The sequence below is a fragment of the Citrobacter sp. Cm046 genome (assembly GCF_030333065.1).
Lineage (GTDB): Bacteria > Pseudomonadota > Gammaproteobacteria > Enterobacterales > Enterobacteriaceae > Citrobacter > Citrobacter murliniae.
In genome coordinates this window covers 11,077-24,087 of record NZ_JAOWGP010000034.1, presented here as the reverse complement: position 1 = coordinate 24,087, position 13,011 = coordinate 11,077, and the positions used below count along the sequence as shown (strand labels likewise).

General features: G+C 51.3%; 13 protein-coding genes. 8 read left to right on the top strand and 5 right to left on the bottom strand.

Annotated features, from left to right (window positions below; genetic code table 11):
- Positions 1 to 125 precede the first annotated feature (125 nt).
- Positions 126 to 1,079 (top strand): LysR family transcriptional regulator, encoded by a 954-nt coding sequence (locus tag OGX98_RS04980; RefSeq protein WP_286594918.1) that lies wholly within the window; start codon positions 126 to 128, stop codon positions 1,077 to 1,079.
- 55 nt (positions 1,080 to 1,134) lie between these two features.
- Here OGX98_RS04980 and pgl read toward each other — a convergent pair whose 3' ends face one another.
- A complete protein-coding gene (gene pgl, locus OGX98_RS04975; protein ID WP_286594917.1) occupies positions 1,135 to 2,130 on the bottom strand; it encodes a 6-phosphogluconolactonase in 996 nt (331 codons plus the stop codon).
- 164 nt (positions 2,131 to 2,294) lie between these two features.
- On the opposite strand from pgl, the gene OGX98_RS04970 reads away from it, so the two are divergent.
- Positions 2,295 to 3,113, top strand: a complete 819-nt coding sequence (locus OGX98_RS04970; RefSeq protein WP_045441141.1) for a pyridoxal phosphatase — start codon at positions 2,295 to 2,297, stop codon at positions 3,111 to 3,113.
- On the opposite strand, the gene modC is transcribed toward OGX98_RS04970, so the two are convergent.
- The 4 genes from modC to OGX98_RS04950 form a co-directional block, all read right to left on the bottom strand.
- Positions 3,114 to 4,172, bottom strand: a complete 1,059-nt coding sequence (gene modC, locus OGX98_RS04965) for a molybdenum ABC transporter ATP-binding protein ModC (RefSeq protein ID WP_286594916.1) — start codon at positions 4,170 to 4,172, stop codon at positions 3,114 to 3,116.
- A gap of 2 nt (positions 4,173 to 4,174) precedes the next feature.
- A complete protein-coding gene (gene modB, locus OGX98_RS04960) occupies positions 4,175 to 4,864 on the bottom strand; it encodes a molybdate ABC transporter permease subunit (protein ID WP_045441139.1) in 690 nt (229 codons plus the stop codon).
- Positions 4,864 to 5,637, bottom strand: a complete 774-nt coding sequence (modA, locus tag OGX98_RS04955; RefSeq protein WP_045441138.1) for a molybdate ABC transporter substrate-binding protein — start codon at positions 5,635 to 5,637, stop codon at positions 4,864 to 4,866. Before modA ends, modB begins: the two co-directional genes overlap by 1 nt.
- A gap of 236 nt (positions 5,638 to 5,873) precedes the next feature.
- On the bottom strand, positions 5,874 to 6,023 hold the full coding sequence (locus OGX98_RS04950; protein ID WP_045441137.1) for an AcrZ family multidrug efflux pump-associated protein: 150 nt from the start codon (positions 6,021 to 6,023) through the stop codon (positions 5,874 to 5,876).
- Positions 6,024 to 6,153: 130 nt separating this feature from the next.
- Here OGX98_RS04950 and modE point away from each other — a divergent pair, with 130 nt between their 5' ends.
- The 6 genes from modE to galM all read left to right on the top strand — a co-directional run bounded on the left by modE (position 6,154) and on the right by galM (position 12,958).
- Positions 6,154 to 6,942, top strand: coding sequence for a molybdenum-dependent transcriptional regulator (gene modE, locus OGX98_RS04945; RefSeq protein ID WP_048221822.1), 789 nt, complete (start codon positions 6,154 to 6,156; stop codon positions 6,940 to 6,942).
- Positions 6,943 to 7,009: 67 nt separating this feature from the next.
- The gene (modF, locus tag OGX98_RS04940) at positions 7,010 to 8,482 is read left to right on the top strand and encodes a molybdate ABC transporter ATP-binding protein ModF (protein WP_286594915.1); all 1,473 of its coding nucleotides are present in this window, start codon (positions 7,010 to 7,012) and stop codon (positions 8,480 to 8,482) included.
- Between the two features lie 217 nt (positions 8,483 to 8,699).
- Positions 8,700 to 9,716, top strand: coding sequence for a UDP-glucose 4-epimerase GalE (gene galE / locus OGX98_RS04935; RefSeq protein ID WP_045441134.1), 1,017 nt, complete (start codon positions 8,700 to 8,702; stop codon positions 9,714 to 9,716).
- A gap of 9 nt (positions 9,717 to 9,725) precedes the next feature.
- Entirely contained in the window at positions 9,726 to 10,772 is a 1,047-nt protein-coding gene (gene galT, locus OGX98_RS04930) for a galactose-1-phosphate uridylyltransferase (RefSeq protein WP_045441133.1), read from the top strand.
- A gap of 3 nt (positions 10,773 to 10,775) precedes the next feature.
- A complete protein-coding gene (galK, locus tag OGX98_RS04925; protein WP_225760672.1) occupies positions 10,776 to 11,924 on the top strand; it encodes a galactokinase in 1,149 nt (382 codons plus the stop codon).
- Complete coding sequence (gene galM, locus OGX98_RS04920) at positions 11,918 to 12,958, top strand: galactose-1-epimerase (RefSeq protein ID WP_286594914.1); 1,041 nt, start codon at positions 11,918 to 11,920, stop codon at positions 12,956 to 12,958. Before galK ends, galM begins: the two co-directional genes overlap by 7 nt.
- The last annotated feature ends 53 nt before the right edge of the window (positions 12,959 to 13,011 follow it).

Sequence of the window (13,011 nt, the reverse complement as noted above, 5' to 3'; positions counted from 1 at the left end):
AATGTGACTAATGACATTGCCTATGTGATTAATAACTTATTTTCATTAATTGAAATTTCAGGATTGCAGGTAGACTGGTTACTTTCATCTAAAGCTGGACATTCCTTATTTAGGTTGGAGTCAGAATGAAACATGAACTCTCGAGCATAAAGGCATTTGTTACGTTGGCTGAGTCTGGTTCTTTTAACAATGCTGCAAAATCACTTAATATTACGCAACCTGCATTAACACGCAGAATTAAAAAAATGGAAGAATATTTACACACTCAACTCTTTGAGAGAACGACCAGAAAAGTCACATTAACAAAAGCGGGCCGAATGCTGCTACCTGAAGCCAGAGAATTAATTAGATCATTGGATGAAACCATCTTTAACATTAGCAAAATGAATGCGTATCATCATGGAATTGTGACGTTATCGTGTATTCCAACAGCCGTTTTCTATTTTTTACCCCTGGTGATCAGAAAATTTAATGAGCTGTATCCCAATATTAAAGTGCGAATAATTGAACAAGGTACGAATAGTTGTATGGAGTCCGTACTTTGCAACGAGGCTGATTTTGGAATAAACATGAATAACATCACAAATTCCTCTATCGACTTCACTCCGCTGGTTAACGAACCGTTTGTTCTGGCATGTCGACGCGATCATCCACTCGCCAATAAACAACTGGTTGAGTGGCAGGAATTGCTGAATTACAAGCTGATTGGCGTTCGTTCATCAAGCGGTAATCGATTGCTGATTGAGCAATATTTGGCAGACAAACCGTGGAGGCTAGATTGGTTTTACGAGGTTCGCCATTTATCGACGTCACTTGGTCTTGTTGAGGCTGGCCTGGGAGTTTCTGCGCTACCGGGACTGGCAATGCCGCAAATACCCCATTCAACGCTTATTGGCATCCCGCTGGTTGAACCGGTGATCAGGCGCACCCTGGGGATTATTCGGCGTAAAGACGTAGCTCTCTCCCCACCCGCTGAACGCTTTTTCTCTCTGCTATTGAATTTATGGGCTGATGATAAGGACAATTTATGGAGACCGATTTCCGATCTCCAGGGAAACACCTTGCCTGATGGTTGCTAGAGCCTTATCCGGCCTACGAGACTTGCGCTCATCGTAGGCCATTTGGCATAAAACCTTAATACGCGTTAACCACTACCCACATTGGGCCTTGTCCTACCGCATAGCGACCTTTCTCAGTCAGAAGTCCCTGCTCACCAGCGATTTCATACACCGCAATATGGTGTGACTTCTGCCCGGCAGCAATCAGGTATTTACCACTGTGATCGATATTGAATCCACGCGGCTGCGCTTCGGTTGGCTGGAAGCCCTCTTTAGTCAGCACGCTACCGTCTTCTGAAACGCGGAACACAGTAATCAGGCTGGCGGTACGGTCACAGGCATACAGATGGCGGCCATCCGGCGTGATATGGATATCCGCAGCCCAGCGGGTATCAGAAAAATCAGCAGGCATCATATCCAGCGTCTGTACACACTCAATTTTGCCGTGCGGATCTTTCAATTCCCAGACGTCAACCGAACTGTTCAGCTCATTGACACAGTAGGCATATTGCTGATTCGGATGGAACGCCATATGGCGTGGCCCTGCACCTTCGACGGTGGTCACTTCCGCGGGATCCTGCGCTATCAGTTTGCCATCATCACTGAGGCCAAACAGGCAGATACGATCCTGCTTCAATGCGGGAACCCACAGAGTGCGATTATCCGGTGAGATATTAGCCGAGTGGCATCCGTCCAGACCTTCCACCACATCCACCAATTCAACCGGCAAACCATCCTCCAGACGCGTCACACTAACGCTACCGGCGTTATACGATCCAACAAAGACAAAACGCCCCTGATGGTCGGTGGAAATATGCGTCGGGCTTCCCGGCAGTGCGGATTCCGCAGCGAAGGTCAGCGCACCGTCATCTGGCGCAATACGGTACGCCAGCACACGAAACTCCGGGCGCACACCAACATAGAGGTAGCGCTTATCCGGGCTGACAACCATCGGCTGTACCTGACCCGGTACATCAACCACCTGCACAAGCGTTAGCGAACCTTCGTGATTCAGGCTCCAGACATGGATTTGCTGACTCTCAGGGCTGGCGGTATAAACGGTTTGCTTCATGAATACTCCTTTGCTTTTGGCAAGTGGCTGCAATTGCCTGATACACGCCTAAAGTAGACGCTTTTAACGGGGAATGCTTAATTAAGGCTCATAATTTTGTCCGGCTCCCGACTCGGTGTACCATTCCTGCAGACAAAATTATCAACCTTAATCTGGAAAAACCTATGACCGCACGCGTGATTGCCCTGGATTTAGACGGTACCTTGCTGACACCGAAAAAAACCTTGTTACCATCCTCCCTCGAGGCCCTTTCTCGTGCAAGGGAAGCAGGCTACCAACTTATCATTGTCACAGGTCGCCATCACGTTGCTATTCATCCTTTTTATCAGGCACTGGCGCTGGATACACCTGCAATTTGCTGTAACGGTACTTACTTGTATGATTATCAGGCAAAAAACGTACTGGAATCCGATCCGCTTCCTGTGGAGCAGGCATTGCAGCTGATCGATATGCTGGATGAGCATCAGATCCATGGTCTGATGTACGTAGATGAGGCCATGTTGTATGAGCGCCCGACCGGGCATGTGGTTCGTACCGCTAACTGGGCGCAAACCCTGCCGCCGGAACAGCGTCCAACATTCACTCAGGTGTCGTCGTTGGCACAGGCCGCACGTGACGTTAATGCCGTGTGGAAATTTGCTCTGACCGACGAAGATATTCCAAAACTGCAGCAGTTTGGTAAACACGTTGAGCAACAACTGGGACTGGAATGCGAATGGTCCTGGCACGATCAGGTCGATATTGCCCGTAAAGGCAACAGCAAGGGAAGACGCCTTACCCAGTGGATTGAAGCGCAAGGCGGCTCAATGGAGAATGTGATAGCTTTTGGCGATAACTTTAACGATATCAGCATGCTGGAAGCCGCAGGAACCGGTGTTGCGATGGGTAATGCAGACGATGCCGTCAAAGCTCGCGCCAATATTGTGATTGGCGACAACACCACTGACAGCATCGCGAAGTTTATCTATTCTCACCTGTTGTAATCAGGCGGTAATCGATACGCTCTTAATTTGTACGTACAACCACAGGCCAGGTTTGATGCCCAGCTCATCTCTGGCCCATGGGCTGATTCTTGCCCACAACGTTTTACCGCCCACCTCAAGCTGAACTTCCACCTGCCCGTTATCGTCATAACACTGCGCGACCTTCGCGCGTAATACGTTGCGAATACTGGTTTGCTGCGGCGGTTGTAATACCAGTGAAACATCAGATGCCTGAATGCGGATACGCAGCACGCTTTGCAGCGGCTCATCGAGCTTGTTTACCCACAGATGCTGATCGCCGAGCGCCAGCGCGGTCATGGCATAATGCGGGTGGTGCTCCAGCACACTGACTTTCAGAATACTGCTCTGTTGTTCCTTTGGCAGCCAGGGGTGCATAACGCTACTGCCCCAGACATCTTCCAGCGAGCCAAACGCTTTTACCTGCCCGTTTTCCAGCACCATCACTTTATCGGCCAGATGCAAAATCTCATCCAGAGAGTGGCTGACATATAGCATAGGAATATTGATTTCACGCGCAAGGCGTTGCAGGTAAGGCAACAGTTCCCGTTTACGCGGAATATCCAGCGACGCTAACGGTTCATCCAGCAGCAACAACTCCGGTGCGGTAAGCAACGCCCGACCAATAGCTACACGCTGTTTTTCACCGCCGGAAAGGCTACCCGGCAAACGGTCAAGCAACGGCTCAATTCCCAGCAGCGCTACCAGCTTATTAAACTGTCCGGTCATGCTTTTCGCCATGCCGTAGCGCAGATTACCGCGTACCTTATAATGCGGGAACAGTCGCGCATCCTGGAAAACGTAGCCCACCCGGCGTTTTTCAGGAGTTAAGCAAACTCCCTTTTCAACGTCATTCAACACCCGACCGTTGAGTACAATGCGTCCGGATTGCGGCTTAGTCAGTCCGCTAATCGCGTTAATCAGCGATGTTTTACCTGCGCCGGAAACGCCAAAAATAGCCGTAATACCGCTGGCAGGCAGCGTTTCATTGAGCGTCAGACAGTGGGTTCCTAACGTCTGAGAGAAATTAAGTTCCAGCATGGTTATCGCCCCGTCCGCTCGCGGCTAATCCGCGCCAGCCATTCAGAAATAAGCAGTGAAATCAGGGCCAGCACAATAGAAATAATGCATAACCTTGCCGCCGCGCTTTCGCCGCCAGGCGTCTGGATTAGGGTATACATCGCAGAAGGGATCGTGCGAGTTTCACCTGGAATGTTGGAAACAAAGGTAATGGTCGCACCGAACTCACCGAGTGATCGGGCAAACGCCAGTACTGTACCAACAATGATCCCAGGCAGCATCAATGGTAATGTGATGGTCAGGAATACGCGCCAGCGTCCAGCGCCCAACGTTCGAGCTGCCTGCTCCAGTTTGACGTCGACTGCCTCAAGCGCCAGACGGATAGCCCGCACCATTAGTGGGAAGGACATCACTGCCGCGGCAAGAACTGCACCGCGCCAGCTAAACGCAAAGGTAATACCAAACCAGTCATACAACCGCTCGCCGATAAATCCGCGCCGCCCCATGGCGATCAACAGCAGATAACCCACTACCACCGGCGGCAGAACCAGAGGCAAATGCAAAACGCTGTCGAGCAGCGCTTTACCTGGAAACTTGCATCGCACAAGCAACCAGGCAAAGAAGATCCCAAACGGCAGACTAAACAGCACGGCCAGGGAAGAAACTTTCAGGCTCAGTATAACGGCCTGCCATTCAGGATCGCTGAGTATCATTACTTGGTCGTAAATCCATAACGTTTAAAGATTTCAGAAGCCTGCGGTCCTTTCAGATAGTCATAGAACGCGCTGACCGTTGCGTTTTTGTGCCCATCAACAATCGCGACAGGGTATTCCACTTTTTTGTGTGAATCTTCCGGGAAAGTCGCCACAACTTTTACGCCTTTGCTGGCAACAGCATCGGAACCGTAAACGATCCCCAGCGGCGCTTCATTACGCTCTACCAGCGCCAGCGCACCACGGACGTCTTCAGCAGGCGCCAGTTTTGGTGCCAGGGTATCCCATGCTCCCAGTTTTTGCAGCGCTTCTTTGGCATAAATGCCCGCCGGAACATGTTCCGGGTCACCAACAGCCAGACGTCCACCGTTCAACAGACTGGTCCAGTTAGTTTTGCTGTCAATGGTAAAGTCTTTCTGTTCACTAGCTTTAGGAGCCACAACAACCAGGCTGTTCCCAAGCAGCGTCTTACGCGTTGCAGTATCGATAGACTTCTTCTCTACCGCATAATCCATCCATTTCTGGTCGGCAGAAATAAATAGATCGGCTGGTGCTCCAGCTTCAATCTGACGCGCCAGCGTAGAAGATGAGGCAAAAGAGGAGACAACATCGACATTCTTTTCTTTTTTATAAACCGCTGCAATGTCCTGCATCGCGTTTGTCAACGAAGCCGCTGCGAACACCGTAATTTTACCTTCATCCGCCAGCGCATGCCCGGCAACAGAAAGAGAGAGCGTTGCCCCTGCAAACAAGCGTAACCATGAACGTGCCATCTGTAACTCCTTTGAGTTTCGTTATGTATGCAACAATATAACGATTAAACCAGGGTTTTCCCAGTGGTTATTGATACCAATTAGAGGTTACACAAAGAAAATATCGGCAAGAAAAGCAGGATCTTGAGGAACGATGCACAAAGGATTTCGAGTGATATTGAGCGGAGGCAAATAACAAAAATGCGACTTAAAGGACGAAGAAGATAAAACGCCCGACTGAGCGGGCGTTTGGGGAATCAATGATTCTGTCTGGACTGGTCTTTCTGACCGATACCGGAAAAAATGTTGAACACTTCACCCAGTCCGTAAATCAGACCCAGAATGACGGCCATTACCACAGGTACCATGATTACGGCGAATACCAGACTTTTCAATAACTCTAACATGGTCAACTCCAGATATAGTCCTTAGTTGTATTCTAACCACATAACGTAGAAAAGCACTCCCCTTTTGTGCTGTCGGCTTTGCGCGCGCGCGGTTTTCCGTCACAATACCCTTTTTTGCCAGGAGCTCGTTATGCAGGCCGAAATCCTCCTTACCCTGAAACTTCAGGAAAAACTGTTTGCCGATCCCCGCCGCATTTCTCTGCTAAAGCACATTGCGCTTTCCGGCTCCATCAGCCAGGGCGCGAAGGATGCGGGCATCAGTTATAAAAGTGCCTGGGATGCCATTAACGAAATGAACCAGCTCAGCGAGCAGACGTTGGTTGAGCGTGCTACTGGTGGCAAAGGCGGCGGCGGCGCGGTATTGACCCGTTATGGTCAGCGCCTGATTCAACTGTATGATTTACTCGCACAAATCCAACAAAAAGCGTTTGATGTTCTGAGCGATGACGATGCGCTCCCGCTCAATAGCTTGCTGGCGGCTATCTCCCGTTTTTCACTGCAAACCAGTGCCCGAAATCAGTGGTTTGGCACTATTACCGCTCGCGACCACAATCAGGTTCAGCAGCATGTCGATGTCCTGCTGGCCGATGGCGAAACGCGGCTAAAAGTCGCACTGACGGCGCAAAGCGGTGAACGTCTCGGGCTTGAAGAAGGCAAAGAAGTTCTGGTTCTGCTTAAAGCACCGTGGGTAGGGATTACGCAGGATAAACGCGTGGCTCAGGCCGCTGACAACCAGTTGCAAGGGACAATTAGCCATATTGAGCGCGGGACAGAACAGTGCGAGGTGTTAATGACCCTACCCGATGGCCAGACGCTATGTGCCACCCTGCCACGTGAAGAGGCGGCAGACCTGACAGAAGGCACCGCTGTGACAGCGTATTTCAATGCCGACCGAGTGATTATCGCCACGTTGTGCTAAGTCGATTGACATCGACCCGCAGAACACGTATCCCTGTTATTAATCGCTGCAATAAATGGGATACAAAATGTCATCGTTGCAAATTTCGCAAGGCACGTTTCGTCTGAGCGACACCAAAACGCTGCAGTTGAATACCTTTGTTTTGAACGCAGGTGATAGCTGGGCGTTTGTTGGCTCTAATGGCAGCGGGAAATCCGCACTGGCCCGGGCACTGGCGGGAGAGCTACCGCTACTCAAAGGTGAACGCCAGTGCCACTTCACGCGTATAACCCGACTCTCATTTGAGCAGCTACAAAAGCTGGTCAGCGATGAATGGCAGCGTAACAATACCGATCTTCTTAGTCCGGGTGAAGACGATACCGGACGAACCACCGCAGAGATTATCCAGGCTGAAGTTAACGATCCCGCCCGTTGTTCAACGCTGGCGCAACAGTTTGGTATTACCTCCCTGCTCGACCGACGTTTCAAATACCTCTCTACCGGTGAAACACGCAAAGCTTTACTTTGTCAGGCGCTGATGTCGGAACCGGAGTTACTGATACTTGATGAACCGTTTGACGGGCTGGACGTTGCGTCACGTCAACAGTTAGCGGATCTGCTCGCTTCGTTGCATCAGACGGGCTATACGCTGGTACTGGTCCTCAACCGCTTTGATGAAATTCCAGACTTCGTGCAGTTTGCAGGCGTGCTTGCCGATTGCACATTGACAGAAAGCGGCGAGAAAGCCGACTTACTGCAACAGGCGCTGATTGCCCAACTTGCTCACAGCGAACAACTTGACGGTATTACGTTGCCCGAGCCTGATGAACCTTCAGTCAGCCTCGCACTTCCCACAGACGATGCCCGCATTGTGCTCAAAGATGGCGTAGTCTCTTATAATGATCGTCCTATTCTCCATGGCCTGAGCTGGCAGGTAAAGCCGGGTGAACACTGGCAAATTGTCGGCCCTAATGGCGCAGGGAAATCGACCCTGCTCAGTTTAATCACCGGCGATCATCCGCAAGGTTATAGCAACGATCTGACCCTGTTCGGCCGCCGACGTGGCAGCGGTGAAACCATCTGGGATATTAAAAAGCACATTGGCTATGTCAGCAGCAGTCTGCATCTGGATTACCGGGTGAGTACCACGGTGCGCAACGTTATTCTCTCGGGTTTCTTTGATTCAATCGGCATCTATCAGGCGGTTTCAGACCGGCAACATAAGCTGGCGCAACGTTGGTTAGACATTTTGGGAATGGATAAACGCACTGCGGATGCCCCGTTCCACAGTCTTTCCTGGGGACAGCAACGGCTGGCACTGATTGTCCGCGCGCTGGTCAAGCATCCTACTCTGCTGATCCTCGACGAACCGTTGCAAGGGCTGGACCCGCTAAATCGTCAGTTGATCCGCCGTTTTGTCGATATCCTTATCAGTGAAGGAGAAACTCAGTTGTTGTTTGTTTCTCACCACGCCGAAGATGCGCCAACCTGTATAACTCATCGACTGGAGTTTATCCCTGACGGCGATATCTATACCTATCGACAAACATCCCTGCGTTAGTTTTCATTCGCTGGCATTTAGAGGCGCCTTTTTTCACGATCTTTTTCGGATAAAAGGCGCAATCATTAAGAAACTCTATGAGTTACAATCAAATAATTGACGTCAACTTGTGATTTTATCCAAGTGTAAACGATTCCACTAATTTATTCCATGTCACACTTTTCGCATCTTTGTTATGCTATGGTTATTGCATACCATAGGCTTAACGGAGCGAATTATGAGAGTATTGGTTACAGGTGGTAGCGGTTACATAGGAAGCCACACTTGTGTGCAGTTACTGAAAAACGGTCACGACGTCGTGATCCTTGATAACCTCTGCAACAGTAAGCGCAGCGTCCTGCCGGTGATCGAACGTTTAGGTGGAAAGCATCCGACCTTCGTTGAAGGTGATATTCGTAACGAAGCACTGCTCACCGAAATTTTGCACGATCATGCCATTGATACGGTCATTCACTTTGCTGGCCTGAAGGCTGTTGGTGAATCTGTCACCAAACCGCTGGAGTACTACGACAACAACGTGAATGGTACTCTGCGTCTGGTAAACGCTATGCGCGCTGCTAACGTGAAGAACTTCATATTCAGTTCCTCCGCAACAGTCTATGGCGATCAGCCAAAAATTCCTTACGTTGAAAGTTTCCCCACTGGTACTCCGCAAAGCCCGTACGGCAAAAGCAAACTGATGGTGGAGCAGATCCTGACCGATCTGCAAAAAGCACAACCAGAGTGGAGCATTGCCCTACTGCGCTACTTCAATCCGGTTGGCGCACACCCATCAGGTGATATGGGTGAAGATCCGCAAGGTATTCCAAATAATCTGATGCCTTACATCGCTCAGGTTGCCGTTGGCCGCCGCGAGTCTCTTGCCGTATTTGGCAACGACTACCCTACCGAAGATGGCACTGGCGTTCGTGATTATATCCACGTGATGGATCTCGCTGACGGTCACGTTGCCGCTATGGAAAAACTGGCTGGTATTCAGGGCGTGCATATTTACAACCTCGGAGCCGGCGTCGGCAGCAGCGTTCTGGACGTGGTCAACGCCTTCAGCAAAGCCTGCGGTAAACCAGTTAACTACCATTTTGCGCCACGCCGTGACGGCGATCTTCCTGCTTACTGGGCTGATGCCAGCAAAGCTGACCGCGAACTGAACTGGCGGGTTACCCGTACGCTGGATGAAATGGCACAGGATACCTGGCACTGGCAGTCACGCCATCCGCAAGGATACCCGGACTAAGGATTTGTCATGACACAATTTAATCCCATCGATCATCCACATCGCCGCTTTAACCCACTTACCGGGCAGTGGATACTCGTTTCGCCACATCGCGCTAAGCGTCCCTGGCAAGGGGCGCAGGAAACACCGTCTAAGCAGGTTTTGCCCGCTCATGATCCGGACTGTTTCCTGTGTGCGGGCAACACACGCGTCACTGGCGATAAAAATCCGAATTACACGGGTACCTTTGTCTTTACCAATGATTTTGCTGCCCTGATGTCCGATACCCCGGACGCGCCAGACAGCCACGATCCATTGATGCGTTGCCAGAGCGCACGCGGTACCAGCCGCGTTATTTGCTTCTCGCCCGATCACAGTAAAACGTTGCCGGAACTCAGCGTTCCTGCGCTGACGGAAATAGTGAAAACCTGGCAAGAACAGACAGCAGATCTGGGGAAAACCTACCCCTGGGTTCAGGTGTTTGAAAATAAAGGCGCGGCGATGGGCTGCTCAAACCCGCATCCACACGGGCAGATTTGGGCCAATAGTTTCCTGCCCAACGAAGCCGAACGCGAAGACAGGCAGCAAAAAGCATATTTCACCGAACAGGGCACGCCAATGCTGTTCGATTATGTCCAGCGTGAACTGACGGATGGCAGCCGTACGGTTGTGGAGACCGAACACTGGCTGGCGGTAGTACCTTACTGGGCAGCATGGCCGTTCGAAACGCTACTGCTGCCGAAAGCACATGTGCTGCGTATTACCGATTTGACCGACGAGCAACGTACCGACCTGGCGCTGGCACTGAAAAAACTGACCAGTCGATACGACAACCTGTTCCAGTGCTCTTTCCCCTATTCCATGGGATGGCACGGTGCGCCATTTAATGGCGAAGAAAATGAGCACTGGCAGTTGCATGCGCATTTTTATCCGCCCCTGCTGCGTTCCGCTACCGTACGTAAATTTATGGTCGGTTACGAAATGCTGGCGGAAACCCAGCGCGACCTGACGGCAGAACAAGCCGCTGAACGTCTGCGTGCGGTCAGCGACATCCATTTTCGCGAATCCGGAGTTTAAATAATGAGTCTGAAAGAAAAAACACAATCTCTGTTTGCAGAAACTTTTGGCTACCCTGCCACCCACACTATTCAGGCTCCGGGTCGCGTTAATTTGATTGGCGAACATACCGATTATAACGACGGTTTCGTCCTGCCTTGCGCCATCGACTACCAAACCGTTATCAGTTGTGCGACGCGGGACGATCGCAAGGTCCGCGTGATCGCAGCTGACTACGACAATCAGATTGATGAGTTCTCTCTTGATGCACCGATTATCGCCCATGACAGCCAGCAATGGTCAAACTATGTGCGTGGCGTCGTGAAACATCTGCAAAAGCGTAATAACACCTTTGGCGGTGCCGATCTGGTGATTAGCGGCAATGTGCCACAGGGCGCGGGCTTAAGTTCCTCCGCCTCGCTGGAGGTGGCCGTAGGCACCGTGTTCCAGCAGCTTTATCATCTGCCGCTCGATGGCGCACAGATTGCCCTGAACGGTCAGGAAGCCGAAAACCAGTTTGTTGGTTGTAACTGCGGCATCATGGATCAGCTAATCTCCGCACTGGGCAAAAAAGATCATGCGCTACTGATCGACTGCCGTACGCTGGGCACTAAAGCGGTTTCCATGCCTGAAGGTGTTGCTGTCGTGATCATCAACAGCAACTTTAAACGTACGCTGGTTGGCAGTGAGTACAACACCCGTCGTGAACAATGCGAAACCGGCGCGCGTTTCTTCCAGCAACCAGCACTGCGTGATGTCAGCCTTGAGACATTTAACACCGTCGCGCACGAGCTTGATCCGATCGTAGCCAAACGCGTTCGCCACGTGATCACAGAAAATGCCCGCACCGTTGAAGCGGCAGACGCACTGGAAAAAGGCGACCTGCTGCGTATGGGCCAACTGATGGCAGAATCTCATGCTTCAATGCGCGATGACTTCGAAATCACCGTGCCGCAGATTGATACGCTTGTCGAGATTGTTAAAGCTACCATCGGCGATCAGGGCGGTGTGCGCATGACCGGCGGCGGTTTTGGCGGCTGCATTGTGGCGCTGATCCCGCAAGCTCTGGTTCCTGCCGTACAGCAGGCTGTCGCCACACAGTACGAAGCAAAAACAGGTATCAAAGAGACCTTCTACGTCTGTAAACCTTCACAAGGAGCCGGACAGTGCTGAATGAAATTCCCGTACTGGCCCCCGACGGCCAGCCGTTTCGCCTGCTAACCCTGCGTAATGACGCAGGGATGGTTGTCACCTTGATGGACTGGGGCGCGACTCTTTTGTCTGCCCGCATTCCGCTCAGCGATGGTAGCGTGCGCGAAGCATTGCTTGGCTGTGCCAGCCCGGAGCAATACCCGGATCAGGCCGCGTTTCTGGGCGCTTCAATAGGTCGCTATGCTAACCGTATCGCTAACAGTCGTTACACTTTCGCTGGTGAAATCATCGAATTACTGCCAAGCCAGGGTGAAAACCAGCTACATGGCGGGCCAGACGGTTTCGATAAACGACGCTGGCAGATAGTGAATCAAAACGACCGTCAGGTGTTGTTTGCATTAACGTCTGAAGATGGCGACCAGGGCTTCCCTGGCCATCTTTGCGCAACGGCGCAGTACCGCCTGACTGACGATAATCGCATTTCGATCACCTACCGCGCGACGGTCGATAAGCCCTGCCCGGTGAATATGACGAATCACGTTTATTTTAATCTCGACGGTGACAAAACCGATGTTCGTCAACATAAGCTACAGATTTTGGCCGATGAGTACCTGCCGGTTGATGAAACAGGGATCCCAAGCGCTGGCCTGAAATCCGTTGCGGAAACCTCTTTTGATTTCCGCGCACCAAAAGTTATCGATAGCGAATTTTTGGCCGACGACGACCAGCGCAAGGTTAAGGGTTACGATCATGCCTTCTTGCTACAGGCACAGGGCGATATCCGCAAACCGGTCGCTCACCTGTGGTCGCAGGATGAAAGACTGCACATGGAGGTCTATACCTCTGCTCCGGCATTGCAGTTCTACTCCGGGAATTTCCTCGGCGGCACCCCCTCTCGTGGACCAGAAGCTTATGCCGACTGGCAGGGTCTGGCGCTGGAAAGTGAATTCCTGCCGGACAGCCCGAATCATCAGGAATGGCCTCAACCAGACTGCTTCCTGCGCCCTGGCGAAGAGTACGCCAGCGTGACGGAATATCGATTTATTCCTGCCTGATAATTAACCGTAACGAGTCCGATAGCGTAAGTTTATCGGGCTCGTTGTTTATT

Coding starts and splice junctions, on each gene's coding strand:
- OGX98_RS04970 (WP_045441141.1), top strand. CDS start 2,295: ATGACCGCACGCGTGATTGCCCTGGATTTAGACGGTACCTTGCTGACA.
- modF (WP_286594915.1), top strand. CDS start 7,010: ATGTCATCGTTGCAAATTTCGCAAGGCACGTTTCGTCTGAGCGACACC.
- modB (WP_045441139.1), bottom strand. CDS start 4,864: ATGATACTCAGCGATCCTGAATGGCAGGCCGTTATACTGAGCCTGAAA.
- pgl (WP_286594917.1), bottom strand. CDS start 2,130: ATGAAGCAAACCGTTTATACCGCCAGCCCTGAGAGTCAGCAAATCCAT.
- galT (WP_045441133.1), top strand. CDS start 9,726: ATGACACAATTTAATCCCATCGATCATCCACATCGCCGCTTTAACCCA.
- modE (WP_048221822.1), top strand. CDS start 6,154: ATGCAGGCCGAAATCCTCCTTACCCTGAAACTTCAGGAAAAACTGTTT.
- OGX98_RS04980 (WP_286594918.1), top strand. CDS start 126: ATGAAACATGAACTCTCGAGCATAAAGGCATTTGTTACGTTGGCTGAG.
- modC (WP_286594916.1), bottom strand. CDS start 4,172: ATGCTGGAACTTAATTTCTCTCAGACGTTAGGAACCCACTGTCTGACG.
- galK (WP_225760672.1), top strand. CDS start 10,776: ATGAGTCTGAAAGAAAAAACACAATCTCTGTTTGCAGAAACTTTTGGC.
- modA (WP_045441138.1), bottom strand. CDS start 5,637: ATGGCACGTTCATGGTTACGCTTGTTTGCAGGGGCAACGCTCTCTCTT.
- galE (WP_045441134.1), top strand. CDS start 8,700: ATGAGAGTATTGGTTACAGGTGGTAGCGGTTACATAGGAAGCCACACT.
- OGX98_RS04950 (WP_045441137.1), bottom strand. CDS start 6,023: ATGTTAGAGTTATTGAAAAGTCTGGTATTCGCCGTAATCATGGTACCT.